The sequence below is a fragment of the Nocardia amikacinitolerans genome (assembly GCF_900215415.1).
Lineage (GTDB): Bacteria > Actinomycetota > Actinomycetes > Mycobacteriales > Mycobacteriaceae > Nocardia > Nocardia amikacinitolerans.
The window spans coordinates 1,131,438-1,152,431 of the sequence record NZ_OBEG01000002.1 but is presented as its reverse complement, the minus strand read 5'-3'; the positions used below and the strand labels follow the sequence as shown (position 1 = coordinate 1,152,431).

Below are 20,994 nucleotides of genomic sequence, written 5' to 3'. Positions count from 1 at the left end.
CTCAGAACAGGCTCAGCCAGTAGTCCTGGAAACGCAGGAAGATCAGCAGCAGCACCACCGCGTAGAAGAGCGCGACGATCGTCCAGCGCCATTCCGCGAGCACACCGAGCGGGCCGCTCGACCGACCCCACAGCTGATCGGTGGCCACCGCGAACAGCGGCGTGACGATCGCCCAGACCACCATGCAGTACGGGCACAGCGCGTTGATCCGGTACAGGCTCTGGAAGATGAGCCAGCAGACGAAGGCGATGCCCGCGATCGTGCCGAGCCACAGGCCGCCCCAGACCCACTTCGGGAACCCGAGCCCGGCGACCGCCAAGACGCCGAGGGTGACGACCACGGAGAAGCCGACGATGCCCGTCAGCGGGTTCGGGAAGCCGAACACCGAGGCCTGATCGGTCACCATGACCGAGCCGCAGGACAGGATCGGGTTGATGCTGCACGTCGGCCGGTAGTCCGGATCGGTGAAGAGCTTGAACCGCTCGATGGTCAGCGCCATCGAGGCGAACCAGCCCGCCAGGCCGCAGATCAGCAGCAGCCAGGCGGACCGGGGTGGCGCGGCGATCACTGTCCTGCGGCCGCCGTGGCGATGGCCTGCTCGAGCGCGCTCGGGTTGACCTGCTTGCCGTCGACGAACACCGTCGGCGTGGACTGGATGCCGCTGTCGAAGGCCTGGTTGGTGGTCGACGCGACGTACTTGTCGTAGGTGCGGTCGGTGATGCAGCTCGCGACGGCGTCGGTGTAGCCGACCGACTTCGCGATCTCGATGAGCTGCTGGTCGGTCAGGCCGCTGCCACCCTCGGGCGGCTGCTGGGCGAACATCGCCTTCAGCCACGCCTGGTACTTGGTCGGGTCCTGCTGGGCGACGCAGTAGGAAGCGTTGGCCGCGCGGGTCGAGTACTCCGTGGTGGAGGCCTTGTCCAGGAACGAGATGATGTTGTATTCGACCGCGGCGGTGCCGTTGGCGACCGCGTCCTCCAGCACCTGGCCGTAAGCGGCTTCGAAGTTCTTGCACGCCGGGCATTGCAGGTCGGCGACCACCCGGACGGTGACCTTGGCCTCCGGCTTGCCGACGCGGATGGAGCCGTTGTCGGTGATGGATCCGGAGACGGCGCCGGGCGCCTGCGCGGCGGCGATGCTCGGGGTTGGGCCCGGGTCGTCCCGCTCCGCCTTCTTGATCGCGATTCCGATGCCGATCGCGGCGACCAGGCCGATCAGCACGGCGGCCACCGCCACCTGGATGAGGATCTTGCGGTTGCGGTCGGCGCGCTCCGCTTGCAGCAGCGGATTCTTCCGTCCCGGGTTGTTGCTCACCGTGCGTTCACCACGCCTTTCGCTCGCCTGCCGGTTTCGCCTGCCGCCACGATGGTAGTTCCGGAACTGTTCGCCGAGCGGTCGGGCACGGCCACATCATCGTGGGTGAACCTGAGAGATTCCGAAATTTCCCACTGGCCCACTCGGTAATTCGCGCGGGCGAGCTCGGGAGTTCACGAGGACGTGTGCCGCGATTCGAAGCGGGCGCTCAGCGCGCCGCCGCGCCGCTCAGCACCAGATCGACGGCATCGCGGGCCCACGCCGCCGGAATCGCGCCGCCGAGGTGGGTGACCTGCAAGTGCACCAGGCCGCCGAGCGTGAGCATGATCAGCCGCGGGTCGGTGGTCGGCGCGAGCTCGCCGCGCGCTATCCCGCGGCGCACGATCTCCTCCGACGCGGAGAGCCGAGCCATCCAGAATTCCCGGCGAGCCTCGGCCACCTCGGGATCGCTGTCGGCGATGGCGGTACCGCGAATCAGCGCGGCTCCCGATGGCGTCTCGGCGAACCGGATCAGGTCGGCCAGGAAGGCCTCCAGATCGGCGCGGGTCGAGCCGGTGTCGGCGATCGGTACCTCCGCGTCCAAGCGCGCGAGCAGGGCGTCGAGCAGCAACTTGGGCAGCGTTTTCCATCGGCGATAGATCGAGGTCTCGTGCACACCCGCGGCGTCGGCCACGTCGGCCACCCGGACCTGGTCGATGCCGACGGACTCGATGCGCGCCAGCGTCGCGTCGAGCACTGCCTGCCGCAATCGCGCGCCGCGGATTTGGGGGTTCGCCATGGGGTCGATTATCGCAAGTCGTCTTGCGTTATTTCCGCGCGGGTCCTACCGTGGACCGCACAACGCAAGTCGACTTGCGTTAGAAGGCGAGAATGGCATGGACAACGTGGTCGCCGGGGGCCTGCGCGGCGAAAGCACCGACGGAGTGGTGGCGTTCCGGGGCATCCGCTACGCGCGGGCCGAGCGCTTCGGGCCGCCCCAGCGGGTATCCGCGCACGACGGGACGCGAGACGCGACGAGCCGCGGTCCGAGCGCGCCGCAGCTGCCCTCGCGGCTGACGGCGGTGATGGGTGCGCCCGCGCCGTTCGAACAGTCCGAGGATTGCCTGCGGCTCACCGTCACCGCGCCTGCTCAGGCTGTGCCCGGTGGTCACGCCGTGCTGGTGTGGCTGCACGGCGGGGCGTACCTGACCGGCGGCGGCGAATGGAATCTCTACGACGCGGACCGGCTGGTGCGGGATACCGGAATCGTGGTGGTCTCCGTGTCCTATCGGCTCGGCATGCTGGGTTACCTTCGCGCCCAGGGTGTTTCGCCGGGCAACCTGGGTCTGCTCGATCAGCTGACGGCGCTCGAGTGGGTTCGCGACAATATCCGCGCCTTCGGCGGTGATCCGGCGCGGGTGACGGTCGCGGGTCAGTCGGCCGGCGCGCACTCGGTGGTGGCGATGTTGGGGAGCGGGCGGGCCGAGGGGTTGTTCGCGCGGGCGATCGTGCAGAGCGCGCCGTTCGGCGTCGGCTTCCATCGGCCCGCCGACGCCGAACGGGTCGGTGCGGTGTTCCTCGGCGAACTCGGTGGCGACCCGCGGACGGCACCCGTATCGGAAATGCTTGCGGCACAGGCGCGTACGGCGGCGCGCTTGGCAGGGCCGGGCGGCCTGAACTCCGCGCCGCCCCTTCTTCCCGTGTGCGAGACCGAGGTCTTGCCCGGGGACTGGCGCCGGCTGGTCAGTGAGCGCGCCGCGCGGACGCCGGTGCTCGTCGGCTGTACGGCCGCGGAGATGCGTGCGTTCTACGACGGGCCGCACCCGGTGTTCGGCAGGGTGCGGCGCGCACCGGTCATCGGGCGACGCCTCACGGCCGTCGCGGAGCGGGTAGTCGGCCGGAAAGTCTTCGAGGACGGTGTGTTTCGGTTCGCCGATCTGCTGACCGAGTCCGGTGGAACGGCCTTCTGCTACCGGTTCGGTGCGCTGCATCCGGACGGCCCGTTCGGGGCGTGTCACTGCATCGAATTGCCGCTGCTGTTCGGCGCGGCCGACGACTGGCGCGCGGCGCCGATGGTGCGTCCGCTCGACTCGGCTCGTCTCGATGAACTCGGCGTCCGAACACGCGGCTACTGGGGCGAATTCGTGCGGACCGGAAGTCTCGGGGACCGGCCGCGTCATCGGCACGGATCGCGTGCCGTTCTGGAGCTCCCGTGAACGGGCGCGCACTAGGAAGGAGCGGGTCGGTGGGACGACATGCGGAAGTGATCGGCGGTGGCATCGGCGGGCTCACCGCGGCCACCGCACTCGCCTTGGGCGGGTGGACGGTACGGCTACACGAGCGGCAAACCGAGATCCGTGCCGTCGGTGCCGGAATCTACGTGTGGGACAACGGATTGTCGGCGCTGGAAGCGATCGGGGCGTATCGCGAAGCGACGCTCGGCGCGCACATCGGTCCGGCCGTCGAGGCACGTTCGCGGACCGGACGCACGCTCTACCGGATCGGGATCAACGGGCCGGGTCAGCCACGCTGCTACACACTGTTGCGGGATCGGCTGATCGAGGCCTTGGTGCACGCGGCCGAGCGGGCGGGCGTGGAACTGGTGACCGATTCCCGCGCGGTGTCGGCTGACCCGGACGGGACCGTCGCTTTCGACGACGGGCGCACGGCGACAGCGGATCTCGTCATCGCGGCCGATGGCGTGCACTCCCGGCTGCGCGACAGTCTGGGTATGGCGACCCGGCGGGTGCGGATGCGCCAAGGCGCGGCGCGGCTGATGGTGCCCGCCTCGCCGGACTATTTTCCCGCCGAGGACCTGGTCAAGCACCTCGAGTACTTCCAGGGCAGGCGCCGGTTGCTCTATACGCCATGCACGCCCGAACACGTCTATCTCGCAGTGGTTTCCGATGTCGATGACCCGTCGACCCGCGGCTCGAGCATCGATCTCGAGTCCTGGGTGCGCAGCCTTCCCAGCCTGGAGAACCTGCTACGGCGGGCCGATGGCATTCCGATCCGCTGGGACACCTTCGAATACATCCGCCTCCGCTCGTGGTCGTGCGGCCGGGTCGCCTTCCTCGGCGACGCCGCGCACGCCCAGCCGCCCTACCTCGGGCAGGGCGGCGGCACCGCGATGACCAACGCGGTCTCGCTGGCCGCGACGGTGGGCAGGCCGGGGCTCGCGCTCGGCGAAGCGCTGGCGGCCTGGGAGCGCGAGCAGCGGCCGGACGTCGAACGTACACAGCGGACTTCGTACCGGATGCGACTGCTCAACGCCGTCCCCGACGCGGTACGCGACCCGTTGCTGAGCCTGGTCGGGCGCACTTCCGGATTCGCCGACAGCCAGCTTGCCGCGACCAAGCTGCGCCCGACCGCTTCCTGAGAACGCTCGTCGAACAAGAGAAACAGGAGAAGAGAATGCTCAACACCTATCGGATCAACGGCGTCGAGATCGGTTTCGACGACCAGGGCTACGCGCCGGATCGGCCCGCGATCGTGCTGCTGCCCGGCTGGGGCCACGACCATCGCGCCTTCGACCGGCTGCTGCCCTACCTGCGCCCGCACCACCGGGTGGTGCGCGTGTGCTGGCGCGGACACGGGATCGATCGCACGCTCGTCGGCGATTTCGGCGTGGCCGAACAGGTTTCCGACACCATCGGCCTGCTCGACGCGCTCGAGGTGGAATCCTTCATCCCGCTCTCGCACGCGCACGGCGGGTGGGCGGCCATGGACATCGCCGAAACGCTTGGCGCCGAACGTGTTCCCGCGCTCCTGCTGCTCGACCTGATCATGACCCCGCCGCCGCCGGAGTTCGCCGCCGGGCTCCAGGCGCTCCAGCGCAAGGAGAGCTGGCGGGCCGCCCAGCGGGCCCTGCTGGACAGCTGGCTGGCGGGCAGCGTCGACCAATCGGTGCTGGACCACGTGCGCTACGAGGCGGGCGGCCACGGTTTCGACATGTGGGCACGGTCCGGGCGTGTCATCGAAAACGCCTACGCCACTTGGGGCTCACCGATGGGCCGCCTCGACAAGCTCACCGAGCCGCGCCCGGTGCGCCACGTCTTCTCGCACCCGAAGTCCCTCGACTACGACGCCGTGCACGAGGAATTCCGCCGCAACCACCCGTGGTTCAGCTACACCCGCCTCGACGGGCACACCCACTTCCCGGGAATCGAACTCCCGGAGCGCGTGGCGGCGGAACTCTTCGACCTCATCGGCACGGACCGCGCCGCGGCCTGAACGTCCTATTCGCAAGCGATCCCGTCGCCATCCCTGTCCAACTCGCTGCGATATCCGGGCTCGCCCTGATGGAGCGGTGCCGCGCCCGCTGCCCTGGCCGCCGCGCAATTGCGGTAGTAGGCGCCGCTCTGCTGCGGGCTTGGCGGGGGCGGAGGGGGTGCGATCTGCGGTGGTGGTGGCGGTGGCGCGGCCTGCGGCGTCGGGACGGCGAGTGGCGGTGGTAGTTGCGAGGTCGGCAGTACCGGCGGCGGCACGAACGACGCTGGTGGCGGCGCCGTGGTCGCGCCTGTGGTGGTCGGGGGTGGCGTCGTGCCGGTCGTGGTCGTGGGTGGCGTCGTGGTCGCGCCTGTCGTGGTCGGCGGCGTGGTGACGGTGGTTCGTGCCGTCGTCGTCGGGCGCGGAGTGTCGGTGTCGCCGCCGCACCCAGCGGCGGCGAGCACCGCGAAACCTAACGCGACGACGGCGATATGTCGTGGATTTCCCATGTTCCCCTGCGATATCGAGTCGATGAAGACGCGACCCGGTTCTGGCCCGAAGGCGGCTCCCCCCGACAGGAGTCGTCGCGTGCGGAACATTTTGACAGGCAGAATGTTTGGACACGCGGGATTCGGGGAACTATGTCCAGCCGCAGTTACGGTTGGGCTATGTCTGGCGACCGCAACGGCTATCGGTGGGGCGGACCTCAGGCCGGACCCGACCGGTGCGCGGTGAGCACCGGCTGGAAGAAGCCGGTTTCCTCCGGCGTGTGCCAGGCCGGTTCGACGAAGCCCGCCTCCGTGACGAACTCCGTGAGCTGCGCCCTGGTCAGCGCCCAGTAGCGCGCGCCGCCGACCCGGACTGCCCAGCCGTCGCCGCCCTCGGTGAGCCGGAACATCTCGAAGTCGTAGCGCTCGCCGTCCTCGTGCCAGCTCCAGAGCTGGAAGGTGACGGTGCGTCCGGTCGCGGAATGGACCGACTTCGGTGGCATGCCAGCGGGTTTGGCGGCGCGCAGCGCGTCGTAGTCGCGGGTCGTCAGCACCAGTAGGCCGCCGGGCCGCAGCACCCGCCACATCTCGCCGAGCGCGGTGCCCACCTCGACGGCGGTGAGCAGATGCGGCAGCGCGTTGTCGGCGCACACCACCGAGTCGGCCCACCCGCCAGCGAAGGGCAGCGCCCGCATATCGCCCGCCAGAGTAGGCAGCCGCAACCCCCTCGTCCGCGCCTCCTCGGCCGCCCGCGCCGCCGCCACCGGACTCAAATCCATCCCCACCACGCTGTGCCCGCACGCCGCCAACCCGATCGCCTGCGTGCCGATCCCGCACGCCGCGTCCAGCACCGTCGACGGCCCGGCCCCCAACCGCCCCCGCAACACCCGATCCAGCGCCCGCCCCTGCCCCGCGACCGCCGCGGGCCAGTCCTGGTAGAGCAGGTGATACTCGTCGGCCAAGTGGTCGTAGAAGTCCCGCGCCGCGTATCCGGACATAGTTCAACCGTAGATGCCTGGGTCGACCGGGCCATACCCTGCGTCGAATGAAGACCGAGACGAGCGTGTACCTCGAAGCCGATCAGGTGGCCCGACTCGAGAAGGCCGCGGAGGAGTCTGGCCGGTCGAAAGCCGAGCTGATCCGAGAAGGGATCGACCTCGTACTGCTTCGCACACTCGAGGTCCGCCGCACCCGGCCGTGGCCGTCGTTCGATTCCGGCGACCCGAGTTTCGCTGCCGCCGCCTTCGCACCGAGTCGTGCGGCGAATTGTCCGAGGCCGCCTCTAGCATTCCCCGGGTGACCGGATACGACTTCGAGCATCTCGATACTTCGACGCTGCCGCCGCGGCAGCAGCGGATCCTGGCGGTGATTCGGGACTGGGTTGTCGAGTACGGGTATCCGCCGAACGGCAGGCAGATCGGGGACGCGGTCGGGCTGTCGGCGTCCACGGTCTCCAAGCACATGAAGAGCCTCGAGGAGCGGGGGTTTCTGCGGCGCGGCTCCGGGATGGCGCGACCGATCGACGTGCGGTTGTTCCTTCAGGGGACGGCGCGGGCGGAGACCTCCGACGCCGCGGTCACCGTGCCGGTGGTCGGCGACATCGCCGCGGGCACGCCGATTCTCGCCGAGCAGCACGCCGACGACACGTTGACACTGCCGCGCGAGTTGGTCGGTCGCGGAACGGTTTTCGCGCTTCGGGTGCGCGGCGATTCGATGATCGACGCTGCCATCTGCGACGGCGACACGGTGGTGGTGCGTCAGCAGAACGAGGCGCACTCCGGTGACATCGTGGCCGCCATGCTCGGCGAGGAGGCGACCGTGAAGGTGTACCGCCGCCGCAACGGCCACGTCTACCTCGAACCGCGCAACCCGGCCTACGACGTCATCGATGGCGACGATGCCGTGATCCTCGGCAAGGTCGTCTCCGTGATGCGCCGAATCTGACACGCGGGGCGCCCGCGCGGGGCTCAACCCGTAGTGGCCACTCCCGCGCAAGCGTGTCGCTCGATGACGCTGGAACAACTTCGCCGATGGGCTGATGCTGTCCTGCCGACCCGCGCCGCGCACGGAGGCGACCCCCGCCGGGAGGGGACCGACGGGGGCCGCGCTGGCACCGAGGTGAAGCGGGTACGGGCGGGCCGATCACCCCGGTTGCTCTGTTATCTCCGCTGCCACCTATTTCGCAGCAGCGAGAGCGGCACTGATTTCCGCGGCGGCCCGCGCACCCGCTTCCACGGCACCCGAGATCCACCCACTCCAGTACGGTCTGACGGTGCTGCTGAACGCCGCCCTGCGCTGGTCACCATGCCGAAATTCGGACTGTCCCAATTCCTTTGGGTGGTCGCCCGGCGGCGCTGTAGCTATCTGTACATCGCGCCGCCGATCGCGGTCGCGCCGGCCAAGCACCCCTCGGTCGACGAATACGACCTCACCAGCGTGCGGGCCGTCATGTCGGTCGCGGCGTCGTTGGGCTCGAAACCGGCCGAGGCGGTGGCACGCTGAGCTTCAGGACTTGTCCAAGCGGCGAAGTTGTTCGGCGACATCGAAATTCGCCGGTGGCCAGTCCAGTTTCAACTTCTCCAGCGCGTCGATGAGCAATTCGGTGACCGCGAGCCTGGCGTACCACTTGTGGTCGGCGGGCAGCACGTACCAAGGCGCGTCCGCGGTCGACGTGCGGTCCAGCATGTCCTGGTACGCCGCCTGATAGGCGGGCCAGTAGGCGCGCTCGTCGATGTCGGAGGGGTTGAACTTCCAGTACTTGTCCGGCCGCTCCAGCCGCTGGCGCAGCCGCTTCTTCTGCTCGTCCAGCGAGACGAACATGGCGACCTTGATCAGTGTGATGCCCTCGTGCGTCAGCTCGCGCTCGAACTGGTTGATCTCGTCGTAGCGCGGCTCCCACTCCGCGTGCGGCACCAGTTCGTGCACCCGCACCACGAGGACGTCCTCGTAGTGCGAGCGGTCGAACACGCCGAGCTGCCCGCCGCGCGGCAGTTGCTTGCGGATGCGCCAGAGGTAGTGGTGGCGCCGCTCCTCCTCGGTGGGGACGCCGAATGCGGCGTGGTCGACGCCCTGCGGGTCCACCGATCCGATGACGTGCCGGACGATGCCGCCCTTGCCCGCGGTGTCCATGCCCTGCAACACCAGCAACACGCTGCGCTTGTCGCCGGAGCGTCCGTTGGCGTAGAGCTTCTCCTGGAGCACGGACAGGACGTTGCCGCGCTCGATCAGCAACTCCTGAGCGAGTTTTTTGTCCCCGGTGAATCCCGGCGTCGATGATGTCTTCAGCTCCGCGAGCCGCAAACCGTCCGCTTTCAGGGCCTCGGTGACCGGGAGGGACCAGTACAGCGCCATCGACCACACTTACCACGTCCGCGCGCGCCCGGAAGGCGGTTCGGCGTCAGCGGATCTGCGCGAGCCGCAGCAACTGCACGGCGAAGTCGTCGTCGGAGACCGGCGTGAGAATCAGGTCGTGCGAGGTGGTCAGCAGGTAGCGGCCGTCGCCGGTGAAATCGAGCCAGGTGCGGTGGCGCGTCGGGGGCGACATCGGATTGTCCGGGTCCACGGTCACGGTGATGAACCCGCGGCAGTCCACCGGCTTGCGCAACGTCTGCCGGAAACGGGCGGCGCCGCGCTGGCCGTTGGTCGCGGGCGTCTCGGCCGGCTCCGTGGTGAGCACCGCGTCCTGCGGCTCGCGCATCGCACCGAGCCGTCCGGGCTGCGCCGAGCCGATCACCTGCACCAGATGCTGGCCGAGATTGCGCGCGTGGCACATCTGCACGATCACCTTGTCCGGCATCGCGACGAGCACGCCCGCGTGATTGTGCACCACCGCGGCGAACGCAAGGACGCGGTCGCCCTCGGGGGAGCTGCCGTTGCGCCCCGGCGTGCTCCGCTCACCCGAGATGGTGATGGTGGTGGCGTCGGTGCGCGCGCACAGCATCAGCGCCGCGGCCAGATCCGGGTCGGCCTGCCTGGCGAAGCGCTGCGGCAAACGCAGTGCGGCGTATTCGGTTTCGGTGCGCACGGTGGACGACGGCACCATGTTGATCGGATACGGTCGCCTGTCCAGGTTCGTTTCGCTTTCCCAGACATGCGTGAATTCGTCCGGGGTGAGTACCCATCTCACCGTGCGCCGCCCTCGCCGTCGGAGGGTGCGCGCGGCGGCGTGAATCGGGGCACGCTGTCGCCCGAGGCGGGCATGGTCGGTGTGTAGACGTAGGTCATGGTGTCCTGGACGTCGGCCTGCGCCGCCGCGGCGGCCAAGTCGTGATCCATCCTGCGGCGCCCGCCGTACACGGCCTCCGCCGCCGGGTCGTCCAGCGGAACGTAACGTCGCGGCTCCGGGATCGCGGCGCGAATGGTCTGCGCCGCATCGCGATTGAGCTCCATGAGCCGCTGCACCGCGCGGCACACGTCGTGCGCCTCGGCGCCGACCCGGATGAACTCCCGCGTCGCCCGCTGCGCCGCCTCGGCGGATCGACCTGACCAGCGGGCGAATTCGCGATTGGCGGCGTCGGCGAAGTGCTGGAAGGCGTCGGCGATCGCGTCGGCGCCCGCCTGCCACGCCGCGGCCGTCTCGCCGAGCGCGCCGGGATCGAGCGCCTCGTGCACCCGGTCCCAGATCTCGACGTGCGTGTACGCGCCGAATCGCTCCCGCTCCGGCGCGTAGGCGGGATCGGTTCCGCCGCTGGATGTTCCGGCGGAGTCGGCGAGCGCGCGCTGTTGCACCCTGATCTCGTCGGCGGCGGCTCGTGCCGCGGCGTCCACCACGGTCACCACCTCCGCATCTCGGATACGCGCGCGGTCATCGCGGATCCAGATACTCGGTGACCAGTTCGAGCGCGGCCCGATTCGCGGCCTCCGCGTCCGCGAGTTTACGGCCGGCGGCGAGATAGGCCGCTTTGAAGAGCAGCGCGGTCTCCTGGAACGCGGCAACGGTATCGAGGAACTGCCTGCCTTTGTCGCCGAACCCCGCGGCGAGGCCCCGGCCGGAAGGCAACTCGGGAAACCCGCTCACCTCGGTGACCAAATGCCCTGTGGCCATGGCCTTTCGCAGATCGTCGACCAAACGGTCGCAAGCCGCGGCGAGATTCTCGGCCACATCCTCGGCCAGCTCGAAACGCTCGCCCTCCGCGCCGACGGCCGCCGCGTACAGCCCCCTGGCCAGCCCCTGTCCGGTATCCGGCACCGCCATTCGGTTCGCCCCCTTCTGCTCGGTCCACACCCAACCGCCCGAATCCGTCCGCGGCCGCGCACGGGCCGTAGCGGCGGTGGAGGTACACAAAGAACAGACACTGTCCGTCGCTACACCGCGCATGGCCGGAGCGGATGCGGAGGTACGCGTACTGGTCGGCACTCTACCGTCCGGTAACCACCGCCGTTGCCCGCTTGCGCCCGCCCACGTGCTGTGATGTGGCGCACGGTCGGCGGCGAGGCGCAGTTCGCGGGCTGGTTACACTGGCCCGAAGTATTGGCAGATCCCGGAGCGGAAGGCGTTCGGTGCCCGACATCGAAGAAGTACTCCCGAAGTATCAGCAGATTTCGGGGTACATCCGCGACCAGATCGAGCGCGGCGAACTCGCGCCGGGCGCCGAGGTGCCCTCCGAACGCGAGCTCGCCGCGGCGTGGAAGGTCGCGCGGCCGACGGCGGCCAAAGCGTTGAATACGTTGCGCCAGCAAGGATTGGTCGAATCGCGACGCGGCTCGGGCACCTTCGTGCGCGGCCCGGACGCCGTCCCGCTGGTGCGCGAATCCGCAGGGCGGGCACGGCAGTACGGCGGGATGTACGCCGAGCGCGAGCCGATCGACATCCTTGCCGCGGAACTCGTCGACGGCCCGGAGTACGTGACCACCGCGCTCGGTTTGGAGATCGGTAGCGAGGTGATCGCCCGCAGGCGCTTGCTCCACGGCGAGAACGGCGACGCCGAACTCTCGACGTCCTGGTTCGCCGGCGACCTCGCCGATGTCGCGGATCGCCTGCTCGATACCCAGCGGCTGCCCGGCGGTACCGCCACCTACCTGGAGGCGGTGACCGGTCGCCGGGTGGCGTCGGTGTTCGATCAGGTCAGCGCGCGCATGGCGACCAACGAGGAGCGCAAGCGGCTGCGGCTGGCTCGCACGTCCGCGGTGCTGGTCTACCGGCTCACCGCGATCGATGCCGACGGCGTGGTGCTCCAGTTCGACGAGGGCGTCTATCCGCCCGAATCTTGGTTATTCCGCCAGGAATATTCCGTTCCCGGCGTGTGACACGCGGTCGATGACGCGCCGCGAATCCGTTGACAAGGCGGCATCGCACCTGGAATAGTCCGGCGCGCGAGGGAATGGCCTAGTCCGCAGGGTGGGAGGTGCGATGCTCGACCAGTTGACCATCGGTGGCTGGGTAGTCGTCGGAGAGCACTGCTCGGTCCGGCGTGCCGCATTGCACTGCGACGACTACCTGACCTATGTCTTCGAAAACGGCGGTACCGAACTCGATTTCGCGATCGCGCCCGCCGTGCTGCGCCGGATGGTCGAGCTGAGCGAAGCTCGGCCGCCGGGTGATGAGTCGTCCGACTGATCGGGTTCGGTTCCGGCCGGGGCTGCAGCCGCGTGTGAGCCGGGTTTGCGCGAACCCAAAGCGGTCGTGTCTGAGCTGGAACCGCCGCAAGGGTGGCGAAAAATCATCACGAGAGAAGTAAGGTGCCCAGCCCTCGCTCACGCAGGACGGGTGGCGCTGACGTACTGCAAAAGCCGGTGCACCCGCTGATCGATCTCCACGAGCCCCAGTTCCCGGAACAAGTCCGGGAAGGTCGAATCGTCGAACACCCGCAGACCGCTCAACCCGCCGACGAACCGGCTGGCGCGCCCGAACGGCGTATCGGCGCGGTGGCTCGTGGTGATGGCGATGCGCCCGCCGGGAGCGAGCACCCGCACCATCTCCCTGGTGGCGGTCAGCGGATCGGGGATCAGATAGAGCGCGCCGAAACAGCACACCGCGTCGAAGACGCCGTCGGCGAACGGCAGCGTGCGGGCGTCCCCGCGCAGATAGCCCACCCGCGGTCCGACATTGTCGACCACCGCGCGGGCCAGCATCGGCTCGGAATAGTCCACGCCGACCGCGTAGCCGCCCTCGGACAGCGATTCGCTCAGATACTTGGTGAAATTGCCCGGACCGCAAGCGATGTCGAGCACCTTCTGGTCCCCGCCGAGCCGCAGCGCGGTGACCGCGTCGCGGCGATCGGACGCGGTGCTGCGGCCGCTGGCGAGGTAGAACAGCGTCGGCCGCCACGCGCGTTCGTAGACGGCGGCCAGCGCGGGGTGATTCATGGTGCGGCGCGCCAGGTTCAACGCGCCGCCCTCACAGCGTCGTACACGACAAAGCTCCTGGACGATGGAAATCGTGGTGCGGCAGTCCGATTCAGGACCGCTCGACCTCGATCGTCATGCCCGCGGCGCGCAACCGATCGGTCAGCGCGTCACCCATGGCCGCGGCCGGGGTGAGGATGCCCGCAAGCTCGGGCTGCTTGTCGGTGTCGAAGGCCAAGCACAGCCCGGCCTCGCCGAGCATGACCGCGGTGGCCTGGTACCCGGGGTCGCCCTGACCGGCGAACGTCGCGACGTACTTCGCGCCGGATGTGGTGCGCGCGTAGGTCTTCATGGTGAACCAGCCACTGCGCCTTGCCTCTTCGCTCGGACCGGTGCCCGGCTTCGGCAGCACCCGGTCGAGCAGCTTGCGTCCCGCCGAGACCCGGGACAGCAGCGCGCCGGTGGCCATGGTGGCCACGATGCCGCCCGCCATGCCCGCCGCGACCAGCGGTGCCGCCGCCGACTTGCCCGCGTTCATCACCTCGCGGTAGCGGAAGTTCTTGCCGTACGGCCAGCCGAGCAGGCCGTTGCTGCGGCGCACGATCTTGGTGTTGTGCGCGGCCATCACGAAGGTGGCCACCCAGCCGTCCAGGCTCGGGTCGATGCTGCTCGCCCGCTGCAGCGCCTGATCGCTCTGGCGGCCGACGTCGGGATCCATCGACTTGTCGGGGCTCAGCGAGTACGGGTGCGAAAGCACCGAGGCCTTACTGGAATCGGCGGCGATGGCCTCCATCATGGCCCGGCCCGAATCGATGGTGCCGCCGCTCATGCCGCCCTTGAGCGAGGCGATCAGGGTGGTGTCGGTCAGCTCGCCGGTGTTGTCCGCGACCGTGCTGCGGTACAGCTGGTAGACGCTCAGATCGGACGGAATCGAGTCGTAGCCACAGGAATTGACGATCTTCGCGCCGGTGCGCGCGGCCTCGTCGTGGTAGGTGTCGATGGCGTCGCGGATGAACAGCGGCTCACCGGTGAGATCGGCGTAGTGGGTGCCCGCCTTCGCGCAGGCGGCGACCAGCGGCATGCCGTAGCGCAAGTACGGGCCGACCGTGGTCACCACGACCTTGGTGCGCGCGGCCAGGGCGTCGAGTGTGGCCTGGTCGGTCGAGTCGGCCACCACCAGGTCCCACGCCGCGGCCTTCGGGCCCAGCTCCGCGCGGACCTTGGTCAGCTTGTCCAGCGAGCGGCCCGCCAGCGCGATGCGGGCGTCCGAGGGCGCCGCGTCGAGCAGGTACTCCGCGGTGAGCTTGCCGACGAAACCCGTCGCGCCGAACAGGGCGATGTCGAATTCGCGATTGTCTGCCATGTGTCTGTTCACTCCTGGTCGGTGCCGTGGCGTGCGGTGCGGGTCAGGCTTTGCGCCCGGCCCTCGGCTGCCGCGCCTTCTTCGCCGCGGTCTTCTTGGGTGTGTTCGCTGTGGACGCGGCCGAGCGCGGCCGCGCGGTCTTGGTCGGCGCGGGCGGCGGGTTCTCCGCAAGCCATTGCTGGTGCGCCTTGCCCAGTTCGGTGACCGGTGGTTCGTCGTAGAGCCACTCGCGGGAGATCCGATGCCAGTTCGCGGTGGCGTTGAGCTGGCCGAGCATGCCGAAGGTGAGGAAGTCGGCGCGGCGGGAGAACAGGTGTTCCGGCGGCAGGTTCTGCTGCTTCATGCCCGCGAACTCGCTGGCCCGCGGGTCAACGGCGAGCAGGAACGCGCCGCTGGCCAGCTCGGGCGTGATGGTCAGCTCCTCGTCGACCAGACACCACTCCGAGGCCGCGAGCACGTACTCCAGGCATTCCTCGGCGCCGATCTCCTCCGGCGAGTCGATAACGCCGCGCTGAATCATCAACTCGCGCAAGTCTTCCGCGCGGTCCTCGGCGGCCGCCCGCAGGCAGATCGTCTCGAACCGCACGTGCTCGGGGTCCATCCGGTTGAACAGGCCGAAGTCGAGGAAGCCGACGCGGCCGTCGTCGACGAGCAGCACATTGCCCGGATGCGGGTCGCCGCAGAACTCGTTGAAGGTGAACAGCGAGCCGACGTAGAACCGGTAGATGATCTCGCCGATCCGGTTGCGCTCGTCCTCGGGGAACTGGCGAAGCTCCTCGAAGCCCTTGCCGGGCAGGTATTCGCTGACCAGCACCCGAGTCGTGCTCAGCTCGGGCAGCGAGCGCGGCACCGCGATGAACGGGTGCCCCGCGTAGAGCTCCGCGATCTGCAGCTGGGTGACGGCCTCGGTCTGGTAGTCGAGCTCGCCCTCCATGTTCAGCCGCAGCTCGTCGAGGACGGCGGGGGTGACCCACGGCATGGCGGAGGTGAGCACCTTGCGGAACATGTTGAGATTCTTCAGATCCGCGCGCACCGCGGCGTCGATGCCCGGGTACTGCACCTTCACGGCGACCACTCGGCCGTCGCGCAGCGTGGCCTTGTACACCTGGCCGATCGAGGCGGCCGCGATCGGCTCCGGATCGAACTCCGCGAAGATCGCCGTGAGCGGCTGTCCGAAATCCTCCTCGACGACCTGCCGCATGGCGTCGAAGGAGACGGTCGGCGCGGCGTTGCGCAGCACGGCAAGCCGCTTCTGGAAGCGTTCGCGATGATCCTCGGGCACCAGGTCCAGATCGAGCACCGACATCATCTGTCCCAGTTTCATGGCCACGCCCTTCATGGTGCCAAGCACCATGACCACCTGCTCGGTGGTGCGGATCATGGATTCCTCGGCCATCTTGGCGCGCACGGCCTCGGATCTCCCCCGCATGGAAAGCCTCGTGCGCTGCGTCCGCAAGACCGAACTGGCGGCCACGGCACCCAGCTTGGTGCCACGAGCAAGCCGGGAAGTCGGTACTTGCTTCGCCATCGAGGTACCTCCATTGGTGCCGCGGTCGTAGCCGACGGGACACGCAGGCGAGAACTCGCGTGACCACGTTGGGGGCGGTGACCAACCCCACTGTGGCACCGCTCGCGTTCAGAGTAACCAACCGGGCGGCATTGTCGAACCCACCGTCACAGACACCGGCTGCGACGGGCGCGGCACCGCCTCTTACGCGGAGGCGTCGGTGTCCGGCCTCGGCAGCACGTGCGGCTGCTGGTTGAAGGTCTCCCGCGAGCCGCCTGCCCGCGCCATGCCTTCGATGGCGCTCCAGGCCATCATCGTCAGATAGTCGATGACCTCTTCGCGCGCCATCGATTTGTCGGTGGTCCACCAGTGGGTTGCCAGCTGGATGCCGCCGACCAGCACGTAGGACCACAGCATCGCGCCGGTGGTGTCGATGCCGAGCGCGCCCGCCTTGTCGGCGATGACGGCGGAGACGACCTCGGCGAAGAGCTTCTCGAACTCGGCGAGCGAGGATGCGTCCGAGCCGCTGCCCATGATGAAGCGGTACACCTCGGGGTCCTCGTCGACCGTGCCGACGTAGGCGGCCAGCGCCGAGCGCACCAGCTCGAACTCGTCGGCGTCGAGGCTGATCGCGCCGTACACCCGAGGCATCAGCGTGGTCTCGATGAACCGCTGCATGGTCGCGTGGACCAGGTCGTTCTTGTCGGAGAAGTACCGGTAGAGCACGGTCTTGGAGACGCCGATCTCCGCGGCGATCTCGTCCATGCCCGCGTTGCTGCCGCGGGTGCGGACAGCGGCAAGGGTGCCGTCGACGAGTTCCTCGCGGCGGTCGATCTTGTGCTGCCGCCATCGGCGCTTGCGGCCGTCCATCCGGCCGGTGCGCACCGCAGCCGGTCGCTCGGCGAGCTCACCGATGTCGACAAGGTCTTCGGTGGACAGCGTTGGCTCCCTCGTTCGTAATGGTCGTGGACTTTCAGCTTAGGTGCAGGCCACCCAGCGTAGGTCCGTTTGGGTGCCGGATGCGGCAGGAACCACACATCAGAGGGCCCAGCGCGCGGCACAGCAGAATGGAGACATGGAGAAAGCTCCCGGCAACATCCCGGTCATGGCCCCGCCGACCCCGGCTGGGCCGACCGGGTTCTTCGTCGACGAGGCCGCCAAACGACGTGACCTGTGGAAGATGAAAGCCGTCGCCACCGGCTTCCTCGCCTTCGCGACGGTGGTCTACCTGTTCTGTCGCTGGCTGGAATCGCGCGGCGGGGGTGGCGACTGGGTCGGGTACGTGCGCGCGGCGTCGGAGGCGGGCATGGTCGGCGCGCTCGCCGACTGGTTCGCGGTGACGGCGCTGTTCCGGCATCCGCTCGGCCTGCCGATTCCGCACACCGCGATCATCCGCAAGAAGAAAGATCAGCTCGGCGCCAGCCTCGGCAGCTTCGTCGGCACGAACTTCCTCGCGCCGGAGGTGGTCTCGGCCAAGGTGAACTCGGCCCAGATCTCGCTGCGCGTCGGGCGCTGGATGGCCGACCCGCAGCACGCCGGGCGGGTTGCCGAGGAGAGTTCGACGATCCTGCGGGCGGTGGTCGGGGTGTTGCGCGACGAGGACGTCGAGCAGGTCATCGACAACACGATCGTCAAGCGGATCGCCGAACCGCTGTGGGGTCCGCCGATCGGCCGGGTGCTCGCCGAACTGCTCGCCGACAACCGGCAGCTGCCGCTGCTCGACATGCTCGCCGAGCGCGCGCACCAGTGGGCTCTCGGCAGCCAGGAGACCATCGACCGGATTGTTTTGCGCGACGCGCCGCAATGGGCCCCGAAATTTGTAAACATTCTGCTTTCAGAAAAGATCTATCGCGAGCTCGTCGAGTTCACCTGGAAGGTGCGGTCGAATCCCGAGCACGAGGTGCGATTGGCCGCGAATCGCTTCTTGGAGGATTTCGCGCACGATCTGCAGTACGACGACGCGATGATCAAGAAGGCCGAACGGATCAAATCGCAGATCATGGGCCGCGAGGAAATCACCGGCATGGCAGAGGCGACCTGGCGCGCGGCCAAGCGGCTCATCCTGGAATCCGCGGACGATCCGAACAGTACGTTGCGCCGCAAAGTGGGGGAGAATGTGCAGCAACTCGGTGAGCGGCTGCGCGACGACGCCGAGATGCGGGCGAAGGTGGACGGCTGGATCGACCGGGGCGCGCGCTACCTCGTGTCGAACTACGCGAGCGAGATCACCACGCTGGTCACCGACACGGTTGCCAGGTGGGACGCCGAAGAGGCGAGCAAGAAGATCGAATTGCAGGTCGGGCGCGATCTGCAATTCATCAGGATCAACGGAACCGTCGTCGGATCGCTGGCCGGGCTGGCGATCTACACGGTTTCGCACCTGTTGTTCCAAGGTTGAGAAAACGGCACGCCGGCGGTTTGCCGAACGCGTGCTAACAGCGTGCTTGCAAGAGTTAGCACCCTGCCCTAGAATTGAATCCGTACAACCGCCAGAAGGTGAGTGATGGCAGACCATCCCGAGGTTTCCGCCGAGTACACCGACGGTCCGTCCGAGCAATCGGCGGGCGTCGGCGAACGAGGGGGTCGCGTCGCGAACGCGGCGCACGACATCGGAGGTTTCATCAGGGCGCAGCGCGAGGCGGCGCAAGTCTCCCTGCGTCAGCTCGCCGCACTGGCGGGGGTGAGCAATCCGTACCTCAGTCAGATCGAGCGCGGATTGCGCAATCCCTCCGCCGAGGTACTCACGCAGATCGCGAAGGCGCTGCGGGTGTCCTCGGAGGTGCTGTACGTACGGGCTGGCTATCTCGAGCAGCGGCCGCACAGTCCGGTCCGGGATGCCCTGCTTGCCGACACGGAGATCAGTGAACGGCAGAAGCAGGTGCTCCTGGAGATCTATGAATCGTTTCGCCGGGAAAACGGAGGGAACGAGCCAGGGGGGGAATGGGACAGCGACGTTCCGCGCACGACAACCGACACTCCGCCACGCCAGGAGAACGAAAAAATATGACCGAGAAGACCGCAACAGTCAGCAAGCCTCTGTTCGCCGCCGTCGGCGCCGGGGATGCCGTCTACACCGCCGCCCTGGACGTCGTCACCCAGGTGCGTGAGCGCGCGGCGTCCGCCGATGTGCCGGGCCGGGTGGAAGAGGCCCGCGAGCGCTTCGCCAACGTGCCCGCCGACGTGCAGGCCCAGTTCGAGACGCTGCGCGAGCGGCTGTCCGGCCTCCCCGCCGAGCTGCCGGACGACCTCGCCGAGCTGCGTGAGAAGTTCACCTCCGAGGAGCTGCGCAGGCTCGCCGAGGAGTACTACAACAAGGTGGTCGACCTGTACGCCGACCTGGCCGTCCGCGGCGAGGAGACCGTCGAGCGGCTGCGCGCCAACCAGCTGGTCGAGGACCAGATCGACCGCGTCGAGACCCTGTACAAGGACGCCGCGGGCCGCGCCGAAGAGGTTCTGGAGCGCGTCAACGGCCTGATCGGCCGCAAGGCCGACGAGGAGCCCGTCGCCGAGCCGGTCGTCGAGGCCGAGGTCGTCGCGGTGACCACCGAGACCGCGCCTGCCGCCGAGAACGGCGCGCCGAAGAAGGCTCCGGCCAAGAAGGCTCCGGCCGCGAAGAAGGCCGCCCCCGTCGCGAAGAAGGCCGCGCCGAAGAAGGCGTAATCGGCACGGGCGGTCCGTCGACAGCCCGCGGACACGCCGATGGCACAGCCGGACGTGATCCGTCGACAGCCGCGCATGGCCGCGGTCGAGGCGGAGATACACACACCCCACGACGCCCCCGCACAGCCTGCTGTGCGGGGGCGTCGCTCGTATCATGGGTCAGGTGAATACCGTGCACGGGTTGACCGGACTGATTCTGCTGGTGTTGTGGCTCGTTGCGCTGGGCGCGACGATCTTCGCGCTGATCCACGCCATCCGCCAGCGGCCGGACGCCTTCACCGCGGTGGACAAGCAGACCAAGCCGATCTGGCTGGCGATCCTGGGGGCGGCGCTGCTGCTTCTGCTGCTCTCGCCCGCCGGGCTTGGTCTGCTCGCCTTCGTGGCGATCATCGCCACGGGTATCTATCTGGCCGATGTGCGGCCCAAGGTGGACGAGGTTCAGCGCGGTCCGCGTTGGTGATTCGCTGATCGGCGCCCGTTTCGCGCGTCGGCGAGTTGTCGGTGCCGCGATGGCGATTTCCACGAGATCGGCGCGACCGCGGGACGCAACATCATCACCGGCTTCGCCAGGGTGACGGCCGCAGCGTCAGGGTGCGCGCACTGAGCCGAAGCTGGTCTGCATGGCGATCGGCCTTTGGAGCGGGCGCGATCCGGCGGCGCTGGTGATCTTCGGTTGATCGCTGCTGTGTGCCTTGCGGCTGCTGGTTGTGTGGGGCTGGTGGCGGTCGGCTGATCGCCGTCCTTTCGGGCGGCAGTGAGTCGGTGCTGTGGGCTCGTCGTCAGCCGAATGCAGGTGTGCGCGGCGATCTGCCCTTCGAGTCGGCGCGATTCGGCCGCGCTGGTGATCTTCGGTTGATCGCTGCCGCGCACCTCGCGGCTGCTGGTTCTGTAGGGGCTGGTGAGCTTCGGACCGCTGCCGTACGCCTCGCAGTTGCTGGTTCTGTGTGGGCTGGTGGCCGCCGGTTGATCGCCGTCCTTTCGCGCGGCGGTGAGTCGGTGGTGCCGCGAGGTGTGGGCTCGTCGTCAGTCGTATGCAGGTGTGCACGGCGATCCGCCTTTCGAGTGGGCTTGATTCGGCGGCGCTGGTGATCTTCGGTTGATCGCTGCCGCGCACCTCGCGGCTGCTGGTTCTGTGTGGGCTGGTGGCTGCCGGTTGTTCACTGCCAAGCGCCTTGCGGGAGCTGTTTCTG

24 protein-coding genes and 1 pseudogene are annotated in these 20,994 nt (G+C 68.6%); 12 read left to right on the top strand and 13 right to left on the bottom strand.

What is annotated here, in order from left to right:
• Position 1: 1 nt before the first annotated feature.
• The 3 genes from CRP45_RS13435 to CRP45_RS13425 form a co-directional block, all read right to left on the bottom strand.
• Positions 2-568, bottom strand: coding sequence for a vitamin K epoxide reductase family protein (locus CRP45_RS13435; RefSeq protein WP_097245270.1), 567 nt, complete (start codon positions 566-568; stop codon positions 2-4).
• Complete coding sequence (locus tag CRP45_RS13430) at positions 565-1,314, bottom strand: thioredoxin domain-containing protein (protein WP_097245269.1); 750 nt, start codon at positions 1,312-1,314, stop codon at positions 565-567. Before CRP45_RS13430 ends, CRP45_RS13435 begins: the two co-directional genes overlap by 4 nt.
• Positions 1,315-1,522: 208 nt before the next feature.
• The gene (locus CRP45_RS13425) at positions 1,523-2,101 is read right to left on the bottom strand and encodes a TetR-like C-terminal domain-containing protein (RefSeq protein WP_372508066.1); all 579 of its coding nucleotides are present in this window, start codon (positions 2,099-2,101) and stop codon (positions 1,523-1,525) included.
• Here CRP45_RS13425 and CRP45_RS13420 point away from each other — a divergent pair.
• Genes CRP45_RS13420 through CRP45_RS13410 form a run of 3 tightly spaced genes read left to right on the top strand, consistent with a single transcriptional unit; the run spans position 2,091 to position 5,526 of the window.
• The gene (locus tag CRP45_RS13420) at positions 2,091-3,509 is read left to right on the top strand and encodes a carboxylesterase family protein (protein WP_245910098.1); all 1,419 of its coding nucleotides are present in this window, start codon (positions 2,091-2,093) and stop codon (positions 3,507-3,509) included. The two genes, CRP45_RS13425 and CRP45_RS13420, sit on opposite strands and share 11 nt — an antisense overlap.
• Positions 3,510-3,538: 29 nt before the next feature.
• The gene (locus CRP45_RS13415) at positions 3,539-4,672 is read left to right on the top strand and encodes an FAD-dependent oxidoreductase (RefSeq protein ID WP_097245266.1); all 1,134 of its coding nucleotides are present in this window, start codon (positions 3,539-3,541) and stop codon (positions 4,670-4,672) included.
• 35 nt (positions 4,673-4,707) lie between these two features.
• Positions 4,708-5,526, top strand: a complete 819-nt coding sequence (locus CRP45_RS13410; RefSeq protein ID WP_097245265.1) for an alpha/beta fold hydrolase — start codon at positions 4,708-4,710, stop codon at positions 5,524-5,526.
• 5 nt (positions 5,527-5,531) lie between these two features.
• Here the strand turns inward: CRP45_RS13410 and CRP45_RS34620 are convergent, their stop codons facing one another.
• The gene (locus CRP45_RS34620) at positions 5,532-6,011 is read right to left on the bottom strand and encodes an excalibur calcium-binding domain-containing protein (RefSeq protein WP_245910097.1); all 480 of its coding nucleotides are present in this window, start codon (positions 6,009-6,011) and stop codon (positions 5,532-5,534) included.
• 197 nt (positions 6,012-6,208) lie between these two features.
• Positions 6,209-6,988, bottom strand: a complete 780-nt coding sequence (locus CRP45_RS13395) for a class I SAM-dependent methyltransferase (protein WP_097245264.1) — start codon at positions 6,986-6,988, stop codon at positions 6,209-6,211.
• A gap of 47 nt (positions 6,989-7,035) precedes the next feature.
• On the opposite strand from CRP45_RS13395, the gene CRP45_RS35285 reads away from it, so the two are divergent.
• The 3 genes and pseudogenes from CRP45_RS35285 to CRP45_RS33325 form a co-directional block, all read left to right on the top strand.
• Positions 7,036-7,290: a ribbon-helix-helix domain-containing protein gene (locus CRP45_RS35285; protein WP_097245263.1), complete on the top strand. Its 255-nt coding sequence runs from the start codon at positions 7,036-7,038 to the stop codon at positions 7,288-7,290.
• Positions 7,287-7,934 (top strand): transcriptional repressor LexA, encoded by a 648-nt coding sequence (lexA, locus tag CRP45_RS13385; RefSeq protein WP_097245262.1) that lies wholly within the window; start codon positions 7,287-7,289, stop codon positions 7,932-7,934. The genes CRP45_RS35285 and lexA overlap by 4 nt, the downstream gene beginning before the upstream one ends.
• 316 nt (positions 7,935-8,250) lie before the next feature.
• Positions 8,251-8,486, top strand: a pseudogene (locus CRP45_RS33325) (4-coumarate--CoA ligase family protein); the annotation flags it as partial.
• A gap of 9 nt (positions 8,487-8,495) precedes the next feature.
• Here CRP45_RS33325 and CRP45_RS13380 read toward each other — a convergent pair.
• From CRP45_RS13380 to CRP45_RS13365, 4 genes are read right to left on the bottom strand one after another with little or no spacing between them, the layout of a single operon-like run.
• Positions 8,496-9,341: a polyphosphate kinase 2 family protein gene (locus tag CRP45_RS13380; protein ID WP_097245496.1), complete on the bottom strand. Its 846-nt coding sequence runs from the start codon at positions 9,339-9,341 to the stop codon at positions 8,496-8,498.
• 46 nt (positions 9,342-9,387) lie between these two features.
• Positions 9,388-10,116: an ESX secretion-associated protein EspG gene (locus tag CRP45_RS13375; RefSeq protein WP_097245261.1), complete on the bottom strand. Its 729-nt coding sequence runs from the start codon at positions 10,114-10,116 to the stop codon at positions 9,388-9,390.
• Positions 10,113-10,760 (bottom strand): hypothetical protein, encoded by a 648-nt coding sequence (locus tag CRP45_RS13370; protein WP_245910096.1) that lies wholly within the window; start codon positions 10,758-10,760, stop codon positions 10,113-10,115. The genes CRP45_RS13375 and CRP45_RS13370 overlap by 4 nt, the downstream gene beginning before the upstream one ends.
• A 34-nt stretch (positions 10,761-10,794) precedes the next feature.
• Positions 10,795-11,184: a hypothetical protein gene (locus tag CRP45_RS13365; RefSeq protein WP_067790937.1), complete on the bottom strand. Its 390-nt coding sequence runs from the start codon at positions 11,182-11,184 to the stop codon at positions 10,795-10,797.
• 305 nt (positions 11,185-11,489) lie between these two features.
• Here CRP45_RS13365 and CRP45_RS13360 point away from each other — a divergent pair, with 305 nt between their 5' ends.
• Positions 11,490-12,236 (top strand): GntR family transcriptional regulator, encoded by a 747-nt coding sequence (locus CRP45_RS13360; protein ID WP_067790936.1) that lies wholly within the window; start codon positions 11,490-11,492, stop codon positions 12,234-12,236.
• Positions 12,237-12,339: 103 nt separating this feature from the next.
• Entirely contained in the window at positions 12,340-12,546 is a 207-nt protein-coding gene (locus CRP45_RS13355; protein ID WP_067790934.1) for a hypothetical protein, read from the top strand.
• Positions 12,547-12,683: 137 nt separating this feature from the next.
• Here CRP45_RS13355 and CRP45_RS13350 read toward each other — a convergent pair whose 3' ends face one another.
• The 4 genes from CRP45_RS13350 to CRP45_RS13335 form a co-directional block, all read right to left on the bottom strand.
• Positions 12,684-13,316: a class I SAM-dependent methyltransferase gene (locus CRP45_RS13350; RefSeq protein ID WP_097245260.1), complete on the bottom strand. Its 633-nt coding sequence runs from the start codon at positions 13,314-13,316 to the stop codon at positions 12,684-12,686.
• A 70-nt stretch (positions 13,317-13,386) separates the two neighbouring features.
• A complete protein-coding gene (locus tag CRP45_RS13345; RefSeq protein ID WP_097245259.1) occupies positions 13,387-14,637 on the bottom strand; it encodes a saccharopine dehydrogenase family protein in 1,251 nt (416 codons plus the stop codon).
• Between the two features lie 43 nt (positions 14,638-14,680).
• The gene (locus CRP45_RS13340; RefSeq protein ID WP_097245258.1) at positions 14,681-16,165 is read right to left on the bottom strand and encodes an ABC1 kinase family protein; all 1,485 of its coding nucleotides are present in this window, start codon (positions 16,163-16,165) and stop codon (positions 14,681-14,683) included.
• A gap of 183 nt (positions 16,166-16,348) precedes the next feature.
• Positions 16,349-17,029 carry a TetR/AcrR family transcriptional regulator gene (locus CRP45_RS13335; protein WP_097245257.1) on the bottom strand — a complete coding sequence of 227 codons (681 nt, stop codon included), beginning with the start codon at positions 17,027-17,029 and terminating at the stop codon, positions 16,349-16,351.
• A gap of 220 nt (positions 17,030-17,249) precedes the next feature.
• Between CRP45_RS13335 and CRP45_RS13330 the strand changes: the two genes are divergently transcribed.
• The 4 genes from CRP45_RS13330 to CRP45_RS13315 all read left to right on the top strand — a co-directional run bounded on the left by CRP45_RS13330 (position 17,250) and on the right by CRP45_RS13315 (position 20,264).
• Entirely contained in the window at positions 17,250-18,542 is a 1,293-nt protein-coding gene (locus tag CRP45_RS13330; protein ID WP_067790982.1) for a DUF445 domain-containing protein, read from the top strand.
• Positions 18,543-18,647: 105 nt separating this feature from the next.
• Complete coding sequence (locus CRP45_RS13325) at positions 18,648-19,151, top strand: helix-turn-helix domain-containing protein (RefSeq protein ID WP_067790927.1); 504 nt, start codon at positions 18,648-18,650, stop codon at positions 19,149-19,151.
• A complete protein-coding gene (locus CRP45_RS13320) occupies positions 19,148-19,804 on the top strand; it encodes a heparin-binding hemagglutinin (protein WP_097245256.1) in 657 nt (218 codons plus the stop codon). The genes CRP45_RS13325 and CRP45_RS13320 overlap by 4 nt, the downstream gene beginning before the upstream one ends.
• Before the next feature lie 154 nt (positions 19,805-19,958).
• On the top strand, positions 19,959-20,264 hold the full coding sequence (locus CRP45_RS13315) for a DUF2516 family protein (protein WP_097245255.1): 306 nt from the start codon (positions 19,959-19,961) through the stop codon (positions 20,262-20,264).
• Positions 20,265-20,994: the final 730 nt, after the last annotated feature.